At 73.5% G+C, this 19,261-nt stretch carries 17 protein-coding genes; 13 read left to right on the forward strand and 4 right to left on the reverse strand.

The window, feature by feature from the left end; translation table 11 throughout:
* The first annotated feature begins 255 nt into the window (after positions 1-255).
* The 7 genes from KW076_RS02140 (at position 256) to KW076_RS02170 (ending at position 6,455) form a co-directional block, all read left to right on the forward strand.
* A complete protein-coding gene (locus KW076_RS02140; RefSeq protein ID WP_224356023.1) occupies positions 256-405 on the forward strand; it encodes a hypothetical protein in 150 nt (49 codons plus the stop codon).
* 106 nt (positions 406-511) lie between these two features.
* Entirely contained in the window at positions 512-2,164 is a 1,653-nt protein-coding gene (locus KW076_RS02145) for a DNA glycosylase AlkZ-like family protein (protein WP_224356025.1), read from the forward strand.
* A 109-nt stretch (positions 2,165-2,273) separates the two neighbouring features.
* Positions 2,274-3,491 carry a Fic family protein gene (locus KW076_RS02150; RefSeq protein ID WP_224356027.1) on the forward strand — a complete coding sequence of 406 codons (1,218 nt, stop codon included), beginning with the start codon at positions 2,274-2,276 and terminating at the stop codon, positions 3,489-3,491.
* Positions 3,492-3,895: 404 nt separating this feature from the next.
* Positions 3,896-4,606, forward strand: coding sequence for a GntR family transcriptional regulator (locus tag KW076_RS02155; RefSeq protein WP_224356028.1), 711 nt, complete (start codon positions 3,896-3,898; stop codon positions 4,604-4,606).
* The gene (locus KW076_RS02160) at positions 4,603-4,968 is read left to right on the forward strand and encodes a CidA/LrgA family protein (RefSeq protein ID WP_224356029.1); all 366 of its coding nucleotides are present in this window, start codon (positions 4,603-4,605) and stop codon (positions 4,966-4,968) included. Before KW076_RS02155 ends, KW076_RS02160 begins: the two co-directional genes overlap by 4 nt.
* Positions 4,965-5,699: an LrgB family protein gene (locus KW076_RS02165; RefSeq protein ID WP_224356030.1), complete on the forward strand. Its 735-nt coding sequence runs from the start codon at positions 4,965-4,967 to the stop codon at positions 5,697-5,699. Before KW076_RS02160 ends, KW076_RS02165 begins: the two co-directional genes overlap by 4 nt.
* Positions 5,700-5,774: 75 nt before the next feature.
* Complete coding sequence (locus tag KW076_RS02170) at positions 5,775-6,455, forward strand: metal-dependent hydrolase (protein ID WP_224356031.1); 681 nt, start codon at positions 5,775-5,777, stop codon at positions 6,453-6,455.
* A 27-nt stretch (positions 6,456-6,482) separates the two neighbouring features.
* Here KW076_RS02170 and KW076_RS02175 read toward each other — a convergent pair whose 3' ends face one another.
* Together KW076_RS02175 and KW076_RS02180 are read right to left on the reverse strand one after the other, a co-directional pair.
* The gene (locus KW076_RS02175; RefSeq protein WP_224356032.1) at positions 6,483-7,058 is read right to left on the reverse strand and encodes a DUF6226 family protein; all 576 of its coding nucleotides are present in this window, start codon (positions 7,056-7,058) and stop codon (positions 6,483-6,485) included.
* Positions 7,059-7,065: 7 nt separating this feature from the next.
* Positions 7,066-8,568, reverse strand: coding sequence for a long-chain-fatty-acid--CoA ligase (locus KW076_RS02180; protein WP_224356033.1), 1,503 nt, complete (start codon positions 8,566-8,568; stop codon positions 7,066-7,068).
* A gap of 201 nt (positions 8,569-8,769) precedes the next feature.
* Here KW076_RS02180 and KW076_RS02185 point away from each other — a divergent pair, with 201 nt between their 5' ends.
* From KW076_RS02185 to KW076_RS02195, 3 genes are all read left to right on the forward strand, one after another.
* Positions 8,770-9,831 (forward strand): zinc-binding dehydrogenase, encoded by a 1,062-nt coding sequence (locus KW076_RS02185; RefSeq protein ID WP_224356034.1) that lies wholly within the window; start codon positions 8,770-8,772, stop codon positions 9,829-9,831.
* 89 nt (positions 9,832-9,920) lie between these two features.
* Positions 9,921-10,817 carry a MerR family transcriptional regulator gene (locus tag KW076_RS02190; protein ID WP_224356035.1) on the forward strand — a complete coding sequence of 299 codons (897 nt, stop codon included), beginning with the start codon at positions 9,921-9,923 and terminating at the stop codon, positions 10,815-10,817.
* Positions 10,818-10,956: 139 nt separating this feature from the next.
* Positions 10,957-12,513 carry an alanine/glycine:cation symporter family protein gene (locus KW076_RS02195; RefSeq protein WP_224356036.1) on the forward strand — a complete coding sequence of 519 codons (1,557 nt, stop codon included), beginning with the start codon at positions 10,957-10,959 and terminating at the stop codon, positions 12,511-12,513.
* A gap of 67 nt (positions 12,514-12,580) precedes the next feature.
* On the opposite strand, the gene KW076_RS02200 is transcribed toward KW076_RS02195, so the two are convergent.
* Positions 12,581-13,429: a polysaccharide lyase family protein gene (locus tag KW076_RS02200; protein WP_224356037.1), complete on the reverse strand. Its 849-nt coding sequence runs from the start codon at positions 13,427-13,429 to the stop codon at positions 12,581-12,583.
* Between the two features lie 11 nt (positions 13,430-13,440).
* Positions 13,441-14,988: an alkaline phosphatase D family protein gene (locus KW076_RS02205; RefSeq protein WP_224356038.1), complete on the reverse strand. Its 1,548-nt coding sequence runs from the start codon at positions 14,986-14,988 to the stop codon at positions 13,441-13,443.
* Positions 14,989-15,213: 225 nt separating this feature from the next.
* Here KW076_RS02205 and fabG point away from each other — a divergent pair, with 225 nt between their 5' ends.
* The 3 genes from fabG (at position 15,214) to KW076_RS02220 (ending at position 19,099) form a co-directional block, all read left to right on the forward strand.
* Positions 15,214-16,059 (forward strand): 3-oxoacyl-ACP reductase FabG, encoded by an 846-nt coding sequence (gene fabG / locus KW076_RS02210; RefSeq protein ID WP_224356039.1) that lies wholly within the window; start codon positions 15,214-15,216, stop codon positions 16,057-16,059.
* A 158-nt stretch (positions 16,060-16,217) separates the two neighbouring features.
* Entirely contained in the window at positions 16,218-17,387 is a 1,170-nt protein-coding gene (locus KW076_RS02215; protein ID WP_224356040.1) for a cystathionine gamma-lyase, read from the forward strand.
* An 80-nt stretch (positions 17,388-17,467) separates the two neighbouring features.
* A complete protein-coding gene (locus KW076_RS02220; protein ID WP_224356041.1) occupies positions 17,468-19,099 on the forward strand; it encodes an amidohydrolase in 1,632 nt (543 codons plus the stop codon).
* Positions 19,100-19,261: the final 162 nt, after the last annotated feature.

Below are 19,261 nucleotides of genomic sequence, written 5' to 3' on the forward strand. Positions count from 1 at the left end.
TTCGCTGCATCTCGACAGGCGCGTTAGGCGTCCAACCGGGTATACCATCATGAACACCCCGTGCCGGCGCCTGCCGGGGCGGCACTTGCGAGCCTCTACCAAACCCGGGGCGATTCAGCACAGGGTGTCCAGGGCGTCGATCAGTGCGCCGGGGCCGACGGGAGGAGCGGTCGACGCGGTATCCCGGGCCATCGCAGTGAAGTCCTGCCCCGCCTGGATTACCAGCGCGGACTCGCCGACGGCGTCGGCGACCCCGTGCGTGTGCGCATCCAGGAGGTCACGCGCACGGTCGTGACCGTCGCTCCAACCGTGAACGGCGCCGTGGGGGAGGTCGCCAAGAGCATCGACCCCGCTGCGAGCATCACCCTGTCCCTGCCCACCGAGCGGCTGTGCCCGGCGTCGTGAGGACGTGTGGGGAGCCACGCGCATTCTGCGCACCAAAGTTGCTCAAAGTTATGGCAAGCATGCCCCAACATTGGTTCGAGTCCTCATAACTATGGATACTTATGGGATGGACCTTGGACCCCTCCTCGCCGCGGGCGAGACCCTGGACGTCGAGTTCAAACGACGCCTGGGGAAGGACGACCTCTACCAGGCCGTCGTCTGCATGGCCAACGGCATTGGAGGCCGGATCCTCGTCGGGGTCGACGACGACGGCACCGTCGTCGGGACGACGGCCGACCATGGCGGTGCCGTGGACGCAGACCTGCTGGCCGGTCGCATTCAGAACGGGATCGAACCACCGTTGAGCGTGGACGTGGAGGTGGTGCCGTGGGAGGGCAAGGACGTGGCGGTCATCACCGTCCCCCAGGCGAAGTCCTCGTTCGTCGGCACGCGCAAGGGGTTGTTCGTCAAGCGCGTCGTGGGGCCGGACGGTCGCCCCGCGTGCATGCCCATGACGCCCATGGACGTCCTGCGGGCTGGGTTCGACGGCGTCGGCCTGGACTATGCCCGGGCGGAAGCGCGCGGGGCCGAGTGGGGCCACCTCGATCCAACCGAGTTCGACCGGTTCCGGCGACTGGCCGGCCAATCGGCTGGTGACAGCGGGCTTGCGGAACTCACGGATGCGGAACTGCTGCGGACACTGGACCTCCTCACTCCGGACGGCGGCATCAGTCTCGGCGCGGTTCTGGTCTTCGGCACGTCGGAAGCGCTGCGCAGGTGGGCCCCGACTGCGGAAGTCCTCTTCCAGGACTCCCGACCCCACGGTGTGGAAGCGAATGAGGACCTGCTGCTTCCCCTGTTGAACGCATTCGAGGAGATCGAGACCCGCTTGGCTCTGCGGAACTCCATCACACCCGTGGAGGTGGGCCTCGTCCGCGTCGATGTACCTCTGCTGGCCGAGAGCGTGCGGCGCGAGTCGATCGCCAATGCCCTTGTGCACCGTGATTACGCCGAGGCGGGGCCGATCCAGGTGACCCTCACCGGGTCCACGTTCTCCGTCGCAAGCCCTGGCGGGTTCCCCCGTGACGTTTCGCCAGCCAACATACTGAACCGCTCGGCTCCCCGCAGCCCTGCCCTGGCGAATGTGTTCAAGCGCGCCGGGCTCGTCGAGCGCCGGGGCAAGGGTGTGCAGGACATGTTCGCCTCGCAGCTCCGAGCTGGCCGGGGTGCGCCGGACTACAGTCGCTCCACGCATCGGTCCGTGATCGTCGACATCCCCTTGGGTGATGAGGACAGGGAGCTGCTGATCTTTCTGGCCCGTCGGCAGAACGAGGGCCAGCGTGCACTCACCCTGACCGAGCTGCGGGTGGTCCACGAGATCAAGCACGGGGGGCCTGCGGGGGCGGCGGAGGCAGCGGAACGCCTTCGACTGCCCGTGGCGGACGTGCGCGCAGCTGCCACCGCGCTCGTTGAGGCCGGCGTCCTGGAATCGAGGGGGAACGGCCGGGCGCAGCGGTACATGCTGACCGCGCGGTTCTACGAGCTGGCCGAAGACCGAGCCGCCTACCTGCGCCTGCGTCCGGTCGACCGAATCCAACAGCGACGGCTGATTGCCGATTACATCCGCGAATACGGATCCATCACCCGCGGCAAAGCCGCGGAACTGTGCCAGATCGCGCCCACGGCCGCGCGGGCAGTGCTCAAAGGCATGACGGAGGAGGGTCTCCTCGAACTGCGCGGGGAGCGGCGCGCAGCGCACTACGTGCTCCCGGACTCGTAGCGGTGTGCTCGACCGCGCGTGCCGAGGCGATCGCGCGGCTCAGCAGCGTCCGTGCACAACGATGGTTCCTACGCAACGATCAATCCATATCGTTACGTAACATGCCTGCATGGGCATGGATCAGACCATCAGCACGGCCGTCGGCTGGGAGGAGCGCCCCTGGACCGCGGACCCCGACGACGCCGGCGCCCTCACCCGGCGCGCTCGCGTGCGCGCGTCGGGCCCGTATCGAGCTGCGCTCCCAGCCCGTATCGCCCGACTCGGGCTCGACCTGCCCTCCGATCTGGCGACCGCGGTCGAGGAGGCGACGGCCGCCGTCGTGCGCTTCGACGCCGAGATCAGCCACGCCCTCCCGGGGCTCACTGGAGAGATCGCCCCGATCGACGCGGTGCTCCTGCGCACCGAGTCCGCGTCCTCCTCGCAGATCGAGCACATCACCGCGGGCGCGCGAGCCCTCGCCCTGGCGACTCTCGGCGAACGCACCCGCCCCAACGCAGCGCTCGTGGCGGCGAACGTGAAGGCCATGGGCGCTGCTTCCCGGCTGGCCGCCGACCTGGACGAGCCCGCCCTGCTGGCCGCCCATCGTGCCCTCATGGACGGTCAGGAGCATGCCCGGCCGGGCGCCTACCGCGATGCGCAGGGGTGGATCGGGGGAGGGGCGCCCACGCCGCACACGGCGCAGTTCGTCCCGCCCCACCCGGAGCGCCTGCATGCCGAGATGGACGATCTCTTCGCCTACCTGCGACGCACGGACGTGCCCGCCCTCGTGCAGGCCGCCATCGCGCACGCCCAGTTCGAGACCATCCACCCGTTCGCGGACGGCAACGGCCGCACCGGGCGCGTCCTCGTGCACGCCGTGTTGTACCGGGCCGGCGCGATCACCCGTATGGGGGTGCCCCTCTCAGCGGGACTCCTCACGGACACGGCCGGATACTTCGACGCCCTCACCGCCTACCGCGACGGCGACCCCGAGCCCATCGTGCGCCGCTTCGCGATGGCCGCCCTGGCCGCCGTCGGCAACGGCCGGGAGCTCGTCGCGGACCTGGACGAGGCTCTGACCGGCTGGCGCGAGCGGCTCACCGCCCGGCGGGACGCGGCGGTCTGGCGGGCGCTCGCGGTGATCATCGCTCAGCCTGCCGTGACCGTGGACCACCTGGCCCAGGTGCTGGGGGTCTCGCGCCCGGCCGCCCAGCGGGCCGTGGACCAGCTTGTCGAGGCCGGCGCTCTGCAGGCCGTGTCCGCTCAGCGTCGGAACCGGGTGTGGCTGGCCACCGAGGTGCTCGCCTGTCTGGACGAGTTCGCCGCGCGTGCGGGCCGCCGGGGCTGACGGGGGGTGGTCTACAGGGCTGACCAGCCTCAGTGCCGTGTGTCGTGCCCCGACCATCCGGGCGGGCGTCGGGTTGCGGGCGTCCATCTGTGCTACCACCCGGTGCAGGCCGTACGTCTCGAACCCCAGGTTCAGCAGGGGCACCGATCCGGCAGGGCCGGCGAGGTCGTCCTCCCGGTGCGGACGCGGCGTCAGCCGCGCGGTGCGCAATGGCCAGTCAGGGGCGGGGCCGCCGGCAACCGCGCCCTCCCCGCGCACCCCTGACCTGCACAGGACTCGGCTGACAGCCGCCCCGCATGCCCGCTTCGACAGGCGCCGGCATCTTGTGCCCCTCCCCACCCGCGCCCCTTCCGAGTCCGACACAATGCATACATCCATGCATGCATCTGATTATTCTGGCCCGCATGACTCCACTCTCCGACCCCTTATGGGGCAGTCGTGCCACGGCTGCCGGCCGCCTGGCCCACGACGTCGCCTGGCGCATCGTCCGCGGTGAGATCGCCGCGGGGGAGATGCTCACCGAGGTCCAGCTCTCCACGGACGCCGGCATCTCCCGGACGCCGGCCCGGGAGGCCCTCCTCCAGCTCGAGCGTTGGGGTCTGGTGCGGCTCCTCCCCAAGAAGGGTGCGGCCGTGCAGGCCCTCACGCCGCAGAGCGTGGCCGACCTCACGGCCCTGCGCGGCCTCCTCGAGTCCACCGCCCTCGCCACGGTCGCCGCGCGGCCCGACGCCGTCGGGCCCCTCGTCGCCACGCTGACCGCCAACCTGGAGCAGCAGCGCGCCGCCCTGGACGCCGGCGACCTCGCGGCGTTCTCCGCGCTGGATGTGCGCTTCCACCGCGACGTGATCGCCATGTGCGGCAACGCCGCCTTCGACGAGATCATGGGCACCTTTGCCCCCCGCCTGGCACGCCTCATCCACGCCGCCACCGGCGGATCCGTGGACGCCGCCCGCCGCCTCCTCGATGGGCACGTCCAGATCTGCGCGCAACTGGCCGCCGGGCGCGCCGCAGACGCCCAGCGCGCCCTGCAGGCGCACCTCGACGCCGCGGGGGCCGGCGTCGTCGTCCCCGGCCTGCTGCCCGTGGGCTCGTCCGAGGCAGGTGAGCCCCGATGATCGAGGGCCTGCTGATCCTGCTGCTCTGCCAGCTGGCGGGCACGCTCGTGGCCGACACGCTGCACCTGCCGATCCCCGGGGCCGTGCTGGGCATGCTCCTGCTGCTCGGCCTGCTCGCGTGGCGCCGGCCGGCCGAGGACGCGCCCGTGATCACCGCGAGCCACCAGTTGCTCCAGCACCTGCCGCTGCTGTTCGTCCCGGCGGGAGTCGGCGTCGTCGCGGTGCTGGGCCTCATCCAGGAACACCGGGCGCTGATGCTGGTCGGCTTCGTGGTGCCCTGGCTGCTGGGGCTGGTGGTCACGGCCGGCGTCGCCGCCCCGCTCGCCCGCCGCCTCACGAACAAGAAGGAGGACGCACAGTGAACGCCGCCGAACTCACCGACTCCCTCGCCGAGGCCTGGGACGCGCTCCTGCACACACCGCTGTTCGGCATCGCGCTGACCCTCGCCGTCGCCGTGCTCGCCCGCCGCCTGTGGCTCGCCGCCCGGCAGACCGCCCTGCTCACGCCCGTGCTCGTGACGATCGTGCTGGTGGCCGCGTTCCTGGCCCTGACCGGCATCGACTACGAGACTTACATGATCGGCGGCAGCTACCTCACCTTCCTGCTCGGTCCCGCCACCGTGGCCCTCGCCGTCCCCCTGTACCGGGCCGGACCTGACATCCGGAAGCTGCTGCTGCCGGTCGCCGTCGGGGTCACCGCCGGCTCGCTGACCGCCATGGTGAGCGCCGTGCTGATCGTGCGGGTGATGGGCGGGGACGCCGCGCTGGCCGCCACGTTCGCCCCCAAGTCCGCGACGACGCCGATCGCCATGGCGGTGGCCGACGCCGGCGGCGGCATCGTCTCCCTCGCCGCCGTGCTCCCCGTCCTCACCGGAGTGCTCGGCGCCGTGCTCGCCCCCTGGGTGCTCGACCGGCTGCGCGTGCGCGACCCCCGCGTGCGCGGCCTGGCCATCGGCGTGAGCTCCCACGGCATCGGCACCGCCCGCGCCCTCGCCGAGGGGCCGAAGACCGGCGCGTTCTCCGCCCTCGCCATGGCCTGCTCCGGTGTGCTCACCGCCCTGCTGGCCCCGCTGGTGCTGGCGATGACGGGGTGAGGGGTCGGGCGGCTGCCCCCCGACAGAGGTCGGGCAGCCGCCTCGACCCGCTCCGGCCGCGGCGACCTCCTTACCGTGTCCACCCCTCCTGCCGCCCTGGCCCTCTTCCTTCCCCGCGGGCCGCCCGCCGGCCCTCGCGGGTGCGGCGACGCGGCCTGGCTGGCGCTCACGCACGGGCAGTCGCCGGTCGGCGTGCGGCACCTGCCTGCCGAGCTCCAGCTGCTCGGTGCAGTGACCACCGCCGGCGCGGCCATGATCAGCGACTGGGACTACCCCCGCGCCACCGCCATCGCGACGGCGGCCGCCTCCATCCACGTGCCGATCGCGGGGCACGTCTACACGCCGGGGCAGGGGGTCATCGCCGCGTTCGTGGCGGCCGTGGCCGCCAAGGCCCTCCGACTGCTCCCGAACCGGGGATGGAGGGCCGCGTGGCCACTCGGCATCCTGGTCGCGGTGTCGGCGACCGTCTTCAGCGACGGGCTGCGGTGGATCCCCGTCTCCGTGGCCGTCGGCGTGAGCGTGCACATCCTCGGCGACGCCCTCACCAACAACGGGGTCGCCCTGCTCTGGCCGCTCAGCCCGGAGCCTCCCGCGCGCCTGTGGTGGTGGCAGTCCTCCGGACGGTTCCGGCTTCCCCTCCTCGGCCGGACCGGGTCCTGGCGGGAGTGGGCGCTCGTCTCGGTGGTCACCGCGTTCACCGTGGTGCGGGCCGTGCGGCTCGTCCCGCTCGCCGCTCGGGGGGCGGCACTGTTCTGAGCGGCGGCGCCCAGCGACTCCGCCCCCTCACGCCTCCGGGAACCACCCCGCCCGCACGGTCGCCTCGGTCCCGCGCGGCAGCCTCGGGCGGCCGCCGGCGGCCAGGTCCCGGCACGCGTCCTTGAGCGCCTCGAACGGCCATCCCGGGACCCGGCCCTGTCCCTCGGCCGTGCCGTCCGAGCGCCAGTGCACGTGCCAGTCCCGGCGCCGCAGCCCATGACGGCCCCGCAGGTTCACCCCCGTCCCGACTGCGCTCGCGACCGCCTGATCCACGGCCTCGAGCAGCTCATCCGACCCGGGGCCGCAGGCGTCGCATCCGCAGTCCGGGAGCAGCGCATGCACCTGCCCCGGGGCGCCGACCGCCACCCGGATCACCGGCAGCACCCCGCCGTCGTCGTCCTGGGGCACGTCCGTCTCCAGCAGCCACCAGGGGGAGGCGCCGTCGACGCCGGCCGGCGGCGCCACCCGCAGCGCCCGGTCCACGGGGACCGTCAGGTCGGCGCGCCCGGCTTCGTCGAGCGGGATGCCACGCACCGGGTCCGGCACGACGACGGCGCCCGTCTCCGCGAGCACCTCGGCCCACACGCGGGCCCGGGCGGTCACCCCGAGATCACTCCGCCGGCGTCAGCTCCCGCTTGAGGATCTTGCCGGTGGCGGTCTTGGGCAGCCCGTCCCGCACCCTCACGGTGCGCGGGTACTTGTAGGGGGCCACCTGGGACTTCACGTGCTGGATCAGCTCCTCCTCCGTGGCGTGCGCGCCGGGAGCGAGCACCACGTGCGCGGCGACCTCCTGGCCGAGCTCCGGGTGGGGCACCCCCACCACGGCGGCCTCCGCGACGGCCGGGTGCTCGTAGAGCACCTCCTCGATCTCGCGCGGGTACACGTTGAGCCCGCCGCGCAGGATCATGTCCTTCGTGCGGTCCACGATGTAGTAGTTGCCCGCGGCATCACGCCGGGCGATGTCGCCCGAGCGGAACCAGCCGTCCTCGGTGATGGCCTGGGCGGTGGCCTCCGGCTTGCCCCAGTAGCCCTTCATCACGTTCTCCCCGCGGATCCATACCTCGCCCAGGGTCTCCTCGTCGTCCTCGGGCACCACGGCCCCGTCCGGCGTCACCAGCTGCATCTCGCACCCGCGGACGGCGCGTCCGATCGAGCCCGGCTGGTGCTCTTCGCCCGGATGGTTGAAGCACGCCACCGGGGAGGTCTCGGACAGGCCGTAGCCCTCCAGGATCTCGCAGTCGAAGGTGGCCTCGAAGCGGCGCAGCAGCTCCACCGGCAGGGCGGACCCGCCGGAGACGCCCAAGCGCAGGCTGGCCAGGTCCTCCGGATGGTCCTTGGCCGCGGCCAGCACGGCCCCGTACATGGTGGGCACGCCGATGAACACATCCACCGCGCACTCCCGGACGGTCTGCGCGGCCACGGCGGGATCGAAGCGGGGGATCAACGCCAGGCTGGCACCCGTGGTGACGGGCGCCATGAGCGCGCACGTGAGGCCGAACACGTGGAACAGCGGCAGGCAGCCGAGCACGGTCTCCCCGTGCTGGAGCTGGATCAGGGTCTCCGCTGCGGTGTCCGCGTTGGTGCCCATGTTCCGGTGGGTCAGCTGGGCCCCCTTGGGGCGGCCGGTGGTGCCGGAGGTGTAGAGGATGACGGCGTCGTCCTCAAGGTCCCGCTCGACGGTCTCGGTCACCGGGCCGGGGCTCTCCGCGAGGTGCGGGGCGAGGCCGTCCTCGCCGAGGGTGCGCAGCGGCACACCGCGTTCTCGGGCGCCCTCCACGGCTTCCTCGGACGGCACGGACCACAGCATCGACGCGCCCGAGTCCTCCAGGTAGTACTCGATCTCGCGGCGCTTGAACAGCGGGTTCATCGGGACGACGACGGCGCCCAGCTGCAGGGCCGCGAAGAACACCACCGGGAACGCCGGGATGTTCGGCACCATGAGCGCCACGCGGTCCCCTGGGCCGATGCCCTCCTGCCGCATGAGCCCGGCCAGACGCTGGGACTGGTCCTGCAGCTCGGCGTACGTCATGCGGTTCTCGCCGAGGATCAGGGCGGTGGAGTTCGGGTGTTCGGCGGCGGTGCGCTCGAGGCGGGCGGGCAGGGTGAGGGTCATGACGGGCCTCCGAGGGGAGTCGGATGTGATGGGAACCACAGCGTAACGCCCGGCGTCGCTCATTCGCTGTGAGCCGAGTGGCGCGCGGTCATCCACCGGCCCCACCTGCGCCGCCGATGTGTCGTCTCCACGGCCCAGGGGCGCAAGACTGGTCCCCGCACACCGCCGCCCGGACCGCCGGGCCAGACCGGAGGACAGACCATGACCGCACAGACCCCCACCACCCCTGCCATCCCCGAGACGATGAAGGCCGTCGTCATGCGCGCGCCCGGCGACGTCGTCGTCGAGGAGGTGGACACCCCGCGCGTCGTTCAGCCCACGGACGTGGTCCTGAAGCTGGCCGCCGCGTGCGTGTGCGGCTCTGACCTGTGGCCCTACCGAGGCCACAACGACGTCGACCACCGGCGCATGGGCCACGAGTACGTCGGCACGATCGTGGAGAAGGGCGAGGACGTCGCCACCCTCGAGGTCGGCGACTTCGTGATCGGCTCCTTCATGCTCTCGGACAACACGTGCGAGATCTGCCAGGCCGGCTACCAGTCCCGCTGCGTCAACGCCGGCGAGTACACGGGAAGCCAGGCGCAGTACATGCGCGTCGAGCTCGCCGACGGCTCCCTCGTGAAGGTGCCCGGGGGCGAGCCCTCGGACCCGGACCGCCTGGCCGACTACCTCGCCGCCTCGGATGTGCTCGGCACCGGATGGTACGCCGCCGTCGCCGCGCAGGCCGGCCCCGGCAAGACCATCGCCGTGGTCGGCGACGGCGCCGTCGGCCTGTGCGCCGTCCTGGCCGCCAAGACCCTCGGCGCGGAGCAGGTCATCGTGTTCTCCCGCCATGAGGATCGGGCCGCGCTCGCCCGTGAGTTCGGCGCGGACGTCGTGATCGCCGAGCGCGGCGAGGAGGGTGCCGCCCAGGTGCGCGAGCTCACCGGCGGCTACGGTGCGCACGGGGTGTGCGAGGCCGTCGGCACGCAGGGCTCCATGGACCAGGCCCTGGCCTCGGTGCGCCCCGGCGGGTACGTCGGGTTCGTGGGCGTCTCCCACGACCAGACCCTCGACGGCTCCGACCTCTTCGGCCGTGAGATCCACCTCGAGGGCGGCCCCGCCCCCGTCCGCCGCTTCCTGCCCGAGCTGATCGAGCGCATCCAGTCCGGGGAGATCCAGCCCGGCCGCGTGTTCACCGCGCGCATGCCGCTCGACGACGCCGCCGAGGCGTACCGGGCCATGGACGAGCGCCGCGAGATCAAGGTGTTGCTGGAGGTCTGAGGCCGTCGGTCTCGAGCAGGCTGGGCGACGCTTGACCCTCCCCTTGGGGGAACGCCCACGCTGGGAACACCTGAGAGAAAGGTCGCCCCATGAGCCCCCTGATGACCGTCGGCGAGTTCGCCCTCGCCACCGGACTGAGCGCGAAGGCGCTGCGCTTCTACGACGAGCGCGGCCTCCTCGCCCCCGCCGACGTCGACGCCCACTCCGGCTACCGCCGCTACGAGCCCGGCCAGATCCGGACGGCCGCGCAGATCCGCGTCCTGCGGGCGGCCGGCCTCACGGTCGACGACGTCCGGTCCGTCCTCGCGGACCCCGCCTCCCTGCCGGCGCGGCTCGAGGCGCACGCGGCCGAGGTGCGACGCCGCCGCGACCTCGAGGACCGCGCGCTTGCGCTCGCGGCTGCCGGTGTCTACGCGGCCCCGGATCCCGACGACGACGGCGGCCCCGCCCGTCCCGGCCCCGTGGCGGAGCGCACGGTCGGGCCGACGCCGTGGGCCGGCGTCGTGCAGCGGGTGGCCCTGGACGAGGCCGGTGAGGAGGCCACCACCGAGCGCGCGAACGCCGCCTTCGCGACGCTGTTCCAGGCACTCGCGGAGGCGGGGTCGGCACCCGCCGGGCCGCCGTGGACGGCGCTGCGTCCGGTGCCGAGCGCCGCCGACGTCGTGGAGACCGTCCTGGCCGTCCCGCTGAGCGGTCCGGCTCCCGCGGGCCTCAGGGTCGACGGGCACGAGGTGGTGACCGGAACGCTGCCACGCCGCGTGGAGCGGTACGTGGACGTGCGCGCCGATGCGGGCGAGGTCGACCTCCTCGACGACGCCCCCGGCGGCGCGCTGCCCCATCCGGGCCTGCTGGGACTCATGGACGCGTTCGACGTGGAGGACGCCGGCACCGCGCCGGAGATCCGCCAGATCCTCGCGGACCCGGAGGCCGGACACGTCGAGCTGGCGGTGACGGTGCGGGAGGAGGCGGGGGCGGGGCAGGGGTGAGCTGGCCCGGGGACCGGACGGCGTGTCTGGCCGGCCGACCCTGCCGGTCCCGCGCCGACCCCCGGGGGGCTCAGGGGTGCCCGGGGTGGCCCGAATGTGATGGAGTGCACGGATCCTGTCCGCGACCTGGGAAGTGACCATGGAGCAGTTCGTCACCGCCGCCAACTCGATCATGTGGAGCCTGCCCATGGTCGTCGGGCTCCTCGCCCTGGGCCTGTACTTCACGATCCGCATGGCGGCTCCCCAGGTGCGGCTGCTCAAGGACATGGTGGGTCAGCTGGTCAGGGGAGGATCGTCGTCGGCGGGGATCAGCTCGTTCCAGTCGTTCGCCATGGCCCTGGGCGGGCGCATCGGGGTCGGCAACATCGCGGGCGTCGCGGCCGCGATCTACCTGGGCGGCCCGGGCGCGCTGTTCTGGATGTGGGTGACGGCGATCCTCGGCGCCCCCGTGGCGCTCGTGGAGAGCTCGCTGGCGCAGCTCTACAAGCACAAGGTCCGCGGCGAGTACCGCGGCGGGCCCGCGTACTACATCCTCGAGGGGCTCGGCCGGAACTGGCGGTGGCTGGCGGTCGCGTACGCCGCGGCCACCGTGTTCGCGACGGTCTTCACCGGCCCGCAGATCCAGGCCAACGCCGTCACCGCCGCCACGACCGAGGCGTGGGGCTGGGACCCGCTGTGGGTGGGTCTCGGGATGGCCGTGCTGTTCTGCGTGATCGTGTTCGGCGGCATGCACCGCCTGGGCCGCACGGTGGGCCTCGTGGTCCCGTTCATGGCCGGCGCGTACATCCTGGTGGGGCTGCTCGTCGTCGGGCTGATGTGGCAGCAGGTCCCCGCGATGTTCGGGCTGATCTTCTCCAGCGCGCTGGGCCTGGACTCGGTCTACGGCGGCATCCTCGGCGCCGCCGTCGCGTGGGGCGTGCGCCGTGCCGTGTACTCCACCGAGATCGGCACCGGTTCGGGCGCCCAGGCCTCGGCGGCCGCCCACGTCTCCCACCCCGTGAAGCAGGGCCTGGCCCAGGCGTTCTCCGCCTACGTGGACACCCTGTTCGTCTGCACCATGACCGGCCTGATGATCCTCGCCACGAACAGCTTCAACGTGCTGGGCCCGGACGGGGAGAGTCTGCTCGCGGAGAACGTGCCCGGCGTCGAGGAGGGACCGGCGTGGGTCCAGATCGCCATCGACGCGGCACTGCCCGCCTTCGGTCCGTCCTTCGTGGCGATCGCCGTCTTCCTGTTCTCCTTCACCACCCTGCTCTCCTTCGCGTTCTACGCGGAGACGAACGTCGCCTACCTCATCCCGAACAAGACGGCGCAGCGCGCGGTCATCGCGATCGCCCGGCTGCTGCTGGCCGGCTCCATGGTGTTCGGGTCCGTGCAGAGCTCGGCCCTCGTGTGGGCGTTCGCCGACTTCGGCGTCGGCCTCTACACGTGGGTGAACATCGTGGCGCTCATCCTGCTGAGCCCCGTGGCCATCCGGCTGTTCAAGGACTACGACCGCCAGCGCCGTGCCGGCCAGGACCCCGTGCTGGACCCGGCGGCGATCGGCGTCCGCAACGCCCGCCTGTGGGAGCAGATTCACGCGGCGTACCAGCAGACCGGGGACCTCGACCGCGCCATGGAGCACGTCGCCGACACCGCCCCGGACACCCGCGCGATCACCGTGGTGCGCGGGGGCCCGGAGCGCGGGGAGGGGTGAGCGGGACGGGGTCGGCCCTGGGCTCGCGACGATCCGAGGCTGTCCGGCCGGCCCCCTGGCCGCCGCCTCAGCGGGCCCGCTCGTACAGGCCCAGCGCGTCCCAGGCCACCCAGCCGCCCTCGGCGAGGGTGAACTCCACGACGTTCTCGCCTGCGGCCAGCGCCCCGGTCGGGAGGGTGAACTCGTGGTACGAGCGCAGCAGCGTGGACCCGGGCAGCGTCGCGTCGCCCTCACGGGAGCCGCGCGTCGCCCCCTTCGCCAGCTCCACGGACCGTACGCTCTGCCCGTTCACCGCCACGTCGAGACGCCCGCCCAGGCGCGTGGTGTCCACGAACCACAGCGCCAGGTCGACCTCCCGCTGCGGGGCGGCGTCGAGGGTCACCGTCCAGCGGGCGCGGTAGGCCTTCCGGCCGGCCCAGGCGTCGCCCGGACCCGGCAGCAGGTACGGCCAGGCCTCGGCGGGGGTGTCCACACCCTGGACGTAGTCGATCACGGCCTTCGGGTAGGCCTTCGGAATCTGCCCGTACTGGGCGGGGGCGAAGCGCAGCTCGAGGGACTTCCCGTCGAACTCGCCGATCCGTGCCAGCTCACGGCCGGTCGCGGTCACGGACCTCTGGGACTCGCCCACCACCGCCGAGGACGGGCGACCGCGCCGGCCCGCGTCGGACACCGCGACGACGACGTACCGGAACGCCTCCCCGGCGGGGTCGAGGCCGTGGTGCACGAAACGCGGATACACGGTCTTGCCCACCAGGTGCGTCTCGTCGGGCGTCCCGCCCCTGCCGGACGTCGGCAGGGCGTACACACGATAGTGGTCGATCAGCGGCTCCCACGGCAGGGGTGTCCAGGTCAGCTCGACGCGGGAGATGGCGCCGGTGGCGGCCACGTCGGTGACGGTCTGCGGGTTCTTGCTCATCGGTGTCCTCCTCAGGCCTCGATCAGGCGGCTGCTGCCGGCGGGGGTGGTGAAGCGGGCACTGAGCTCCTTGGGCGCGGTGTCGTCCGACTCCACCCAGGGCACCACCCAGAACGAGGACGTCAGCTGCGCCGGCGTGAACCGCAGGTGCAGGTAGCCGCGCCGCCCGTCGTAGTGGCGCACGTAGTCGTGCCGCACCCAGTCCGGCGTGTACTTGTCCGTCTTCGCACCGTCGCCGTCGGAAGCCGCGGACGTCGTCACCAGTTCGACGCCGGCCGGCCCGGCCGGCAGGCCCGCCGACTCGCCGCGGAGCTCGGCGGCCACGTGCTTGTGGATGTCGCCGGTGAGCATCACGGCGTTGCCCGCGCGCTTCATCTCCGTCAGCAGGCGACGGCGGGCGGCCGGGTAGCCGTCCCACTGGTCGGTGCGGTCATCGGAGATCGGCGCGAGCACGACGCCGCCGGCCAGCACGTTCCACTGACTCTGCGACGTGCGCAGCCGCTCGGTGACCCACCGTTCCTGGGCCGCGCCCAACATGGTGCGGTTCTCGCGCTCGCGGTCGGCGGCGTCGGCCGGCGGGGCGTCTCGGAACTGGCGGGTGTCCAGCAGGGAGATGCGGGCCAGCGCGCCGACGTCGAGCCCCGCCACGATGTCCGACTCCGGCCCCTCCGGCAGGGCGTCGATGTCCACGGGCAGGTTCTCGTAGAAGGCCCGGTAGGCGACGGCGATGCGGTGCGCGAACAGCTCCTCGGGGATACCGGTGGAGGAGGCGGCGCCCACGTAGTTGTTCTGCACCTCGTGGTCGTCCCAGATGGCGACGGCGGCCGCTCGGGCGTGCAACGCCTGCAGATGCGGGTCCGACTTCGTCAGGGCGTACCGCAGCCGGTACTGCTCGAGAGTCTCGATCTCCACGGCGTGCGCGGGCGTGACCTCGGCCCCCTGACGCCACAGGTTCGCGGCGGTGATGCCGTACTCGTAGATGTAGTCGCCGAGGAAGACGGTGAGGTCCAGGTCCTCTTCCTGCGCCAGGTGGCGGTGAGCGGCGAAATGGCCGTGATACCAGGCCTGGCAGGAGATCAGGCCCACGGTGTAGTCGTCCGTGGCGGCGCCCGCTGCGGGGAGGGTGACGAAGCGGCCGACGGGGCTCGTCTGCGGGCCCACCACGAAGCGGTAGAAGTGCTCCGTGCCGGGCGCCAGGCCCTCGACGCGCGGGTGGACGGAGTGCGCGAGCTCCGGCTGGGCCAGCGCGGTGCCGCGGGCCACGATGCGGCGGAAGTCGGCGGTCCGCGCGACCTCCCACTTCACGGGCACCGAGCGCAGCGGCATGCCGCCGTGCCCGTTCTCCGCCAACGGCTCCGGTGCGAGCCGGGTCCACAGGACCGCGCCGTCCGGCCGCGGATAGCCGCTGGCCACCCCGAGTCCGAAGAGGCCGTCCCGCTGGGGCAGCGGCTCGGCGTGTGCCGCGTCGGGGGCGTTCACCCCGAGGGCGAGGACGGCGGCGCTCGCTCCGCTGAGGCCGAGCAGGCGCCGGCGGCTGAGGGTCGGGGAGGGGGAGGACATCGTGGCCTTTCGTGCGTGGGTCGGGTCCGGTCCAGGGGGACCGGCGTGTCGCACCGTAGGGGCGCGGTGTGAACGGCGAGCGAGCGTGTGGTGGCTGCCCGGGAACGGGAGGGGGTCGGCCGGTGCATTTCGTGGACACCGGGCCTAGGCTCGACAGCGGGGGCACAGGATCGACGTCCCGCCCGACCCTCCGCAGCCGGCTCCCGCACCCGAGAGGACCCCGTCATGACCGACGTCTCCACCTCCACCGACACCGCCGTCGGCGACTCCGACACCCGCCCCGCCGCCGCGCGCACGGACGCCCCTGCCGCCACGGTGCTGCTCGCCGGCCGGGCCGCGCTGGTCACGGGCGGCACGCTGGGCATCGGCTCCGGCATCGCCGCGTCGCTGCGGGATGCCGGGGCGCGGGTCGCCGTCACGGGGCTGACCGAGCAGGAGTGCGCGGCCGCCCGCGAGGCCGGGTTCCCCGCGTACGTGCTGGATGTCCGCGACCGCGCGGCGTGCGCCGAGGTGGTGGGCGCCGTCGTCGAGGAGTTCGGCGGGCTGGACGTGCTCGCGTCCAACGCGGGCATCTACCCCCAGGCCCGGATCGCGGACATGACGGACGAGGACATCGACCTGATCTTCGACGTCAACGTGAAGGGCACCATCCACGCGGTGCAGGCGGCGCTGCCGGCGCTGGTCGCCTCGGGCCGGGGCCGCGTGGTGATCACGAGCTCCATCACCGGCAACCACACGGGCTACCCGGCGTGGTCGCACTACGGGGCGACCAAGGCGGCGCAGCTGGGCTTCGTGCGGTCCGCGGCGATCGAGCTGGCGCGCCAGGGCGTCACCGTGAACGCGGTGCTGCCGGGCAACATCATCACGCCGGGTCTCGAGGAGATGGGCCAGGAGTACCTGGACTCGATGGCGCGGTCCGTGCCTGCCGGGCACCTCGGCGAGCCGGCGGACATCGGGGCGACCGTCGCGTTCCTCGCCTCCGACGGCGCCCGGTACATCACGGGTCAGGGCATCGTGGTCGACGGCGGCCAGATCCTGCCGGAGACACCGGAGGCGCTCGAGGGGCTCTGAGGGCCCGCGCGGGGCCGCCGAGGCAACGGTGGTCGAGTTATCACGGGTTTTCGCGCCCAGGACCCGCGATAAGTCAACCAGCGTTGCCTCGGGCGGCAGATCCGGGGCCGCCAGCTCCTCTGGTGAATCCGCGCCCGGCGCCCCGGCAGAATGACCCCATGGCATCCCCGCAGCCCCCCGCCTTCGGCCCCGTCCTCCACCACCGCGCCCACGGCATGGCCCCCGGCGACGCCATCTCCCCGCCGCTGGTGCACGCCTCCGCGTTCCACCTGCCCGGGGCCGGGCCCGACGGCGCCCCCGTCGCCCCCGGTGCGGACGTCGCCTTCCAGTACGCCCGTTGGGGCACCCCCACCTGGGCCGCGCTCGAGGCCGCCCTCGGCGTGCTCGAGGACGCGGACGTCGCCGTCGTCCCCTCCGGCATGGCGGCCATCGCCGCCGCCCTGCTGCCCGTGCTCCGCCCCGGCGGCCGCGCCCTGCTGCCCTCGGACGGCTACGGCGCCACCCGCGCCCTCGCCGCGGAGCACCTCGTGCCCGCCGGCGTCCACGTGGACTTCGTGTCCACGCCGGGCCTCGCGGACGCCGGCTTCTCCGCCTACGACCTCGTGTTCGTCGAGACCCCCTCCAACCCCGGGCTGCGCGTCGCGGACCTGGCCGACGTCGCCGCCCGCGCCCACGCGAACGGGCGGCGGGACGGGAAGGGGGCGCTCGTCGTCGTGGACAACACCTCCCTGACCCCGCTGGGGCAGCGGCCGCTGGACCTGGGGGCGGACGTCGTCGTCGCCTCGGACACGAAGGCCCTCAACGGGCACACCGACGCCCTCGGCGGGCACGTCGCGTCCCGCGACCCCGAGCTGATGACGCGCGTGCGCGGCTGGCGCACCCTGGCCGGCGGGATCCTCGGCACCCACGAGGCCTGGCTGATCCACCGCGGTCTGGAGACCCTCGAGGTCCGCTTCGCCCGCATGTGCGCATCCGCGCTCGCGGTCGCCGAGCTCGCGGCCGGGCACCCGGCCGTGCGTGCGGTGGCCTACCCGGGGCTGCCGGACCACCCGGACGCGGCGATCGTCGCGCGCCAGATGACGGCGGCCGGCGGCGTCGTCGGGCTGGAGTTCGCGGACGCGGCCGCGGCGGAGCGGTTCATCGGGGCGGCCGCGTACGTGGTGGCGCAGACGAGCTTCGGCGGCACCCACACCGCGGCGGAGCGCCGCGCCCGCTGGGGCGACGACGTCCCGGCCGGTTTCGTGCGCCTGTCCGTGGGCGTCGAGCCGACGGCGGAGCTCCTCACCGACCTCGCCCGGGCGCTGGACGCGGCGGCCGGGCCCGCCTGAGCCCGACCCTGCCCGCCTGAGCCCGGCCCGGCTACGCTCGCGAACCATCCCCCGCCGCCCCGCCCCAGGAGACCCGCCCCATGCAGCTCGACCTGATCGTGGAGAACGCCCGCCTCATCACCGGCGACCCCGCCCGGCCGTCGGCCTCGCGGCTGGGGGTGTGGCGGGGCGTCGTCGTCGGGGTGGACGAGGAGCTGGACGGCCTCGCAGCGGGCGAACGCCTCGACGCGCGGGGGCGCACCGTCCTCGCCGGGTTCAACGACGCCCACGCGCACAGCGTCTGGTTCGGCCAGTCCCGGCTGGACGTGGACCTCGAGGGTGCGCGCACCGCGGAGGAGGTCCACCGCCGGGTCCGCGCCCGCGCCGCCGAGCTCGACCCCGGCGCCTGGGTGACGTGCACCGGCTTCGACCCCGGCCACCTCACCGGACCCCAGCCGGACCGGGACAGCCTCGACGCCGCCGCCTCCGGGCGCCCCGTGCTCATCCGCCACAACACGGGCCACGCCGTCACGGTGTCCGGGGCGGTGCTGGTCCTGGCCGGTGTGGGGGAGCAGGTGCTGCAGCAGCCCGAGGGCGGGCGGATCCTCACGGACGCCGCCGGCCGCCCCACCGGCCTGTTGGAGGAGACCGCCATGAGCCTGGCGACCCGGCTGCTGCAGCCGGAGTCCCACGAGCACATCGGTGCGTGCCTGGCGCGGGCCTCGCAGGAGTACGCGGCCGAGGGCATCACCTCGGTGACGGACGCGGGGGTGGCCGGCGGGTGGATCGGGCACAGCCCGCTCGAGTTCGGGGCGTATCAGCGCGCCCGGGACGCGGGGCTGCTGCGCACCCGATTCCAGACGATGGTCACCCTGGACGCGCTGCGCCCGGTGGACGGCCATCCCGACGACGGCACGCACCTCACCCTCGACGCCGGCGTGCGCACGGGGGTGGGCGACGAGTGGCTGCAGATCGGGCCGGCGAAGGTGTTCACGGACGGGTCGATGCTGGGCCAGACAGCCGCGATGACCGAGGACTACTGCGGCCACGGCCACGGCCGCGGCTACCTGCAGCAGGACGCGGGGGAGATGCGCCGGGCGTGCCTCGGTGCGGCGGCCGCCGGCTGGGCGCTGGCCCTGCACGCGATCGGCGACGCCGCCCTCGACTTTGCGCTCGACGTGATCGCCGAGGCGCGGGGCCGGTTCGGCCGCCCCGTGATGCCGCACCGCGTGGAGCACGGCGGGGTGGTCCGCGACGATCAGGTGGCCCGCATGGCCGAGCTGGAGGTCGTGATGGCCACCCAGCCGAACTTCATCAGCGCGTTCGGCGGGTCGGTGCGGGAGCGGATCGGGCCGGAGCGGGCCGCGCTGTCGTACCCGGCCGGGCGGCTGCTGCGCGCGGGCCTGGTGCTGCCGGGCAGCTCGGACCGCCCCGTGGCCGGCGGCCGCCCGCTGGAGGTCATCCAGGACTTCGTGCTGCGCCGCACCGAGACCGGCGAGCAGTATGGCCCGGACGCGGAGCGGCTGACGGTGGCCGAGGCCCTGCACGCCTACACCGTCGGCTCCGCCGAGGCGACCGGCTGGGGCGGGCGCAAGGGACGGCTCGCCGCGGGCCAGCTGGCGGACTTCACGGTGCTCAGCGAGGACCCGCGCGCGGTGCCGAGCGACCAGATCGCGGCGATCGACGTCGTCGCCACCGCCGTGGGCGGGGAGTTCGTGCACGGCGGGCTGTGACGCCCAGCCTGGCCCCGGCCCCCCGCGACACCCGGCCCCCCGCGACGAGCCCTGCGATATGGCCCCTACCCGCCTGGTTGAGGGGCCATATTGCAGGGCTCGTCGTGCAGGGCGGGCGCGGAGCCGCATCGTGAGACGTCCGTCGTGCGCCGCCGGCCCCGC

This window comes from Micrococcus porci (assembly GCF_020097155.1).
Taxonomy (GTDB): domain Bacteria; phylum Actinomycetota; class Actinomycetes; order Actinomycetales; family Micrococcaceae; genus Micrococcus; species Micrococcus porci.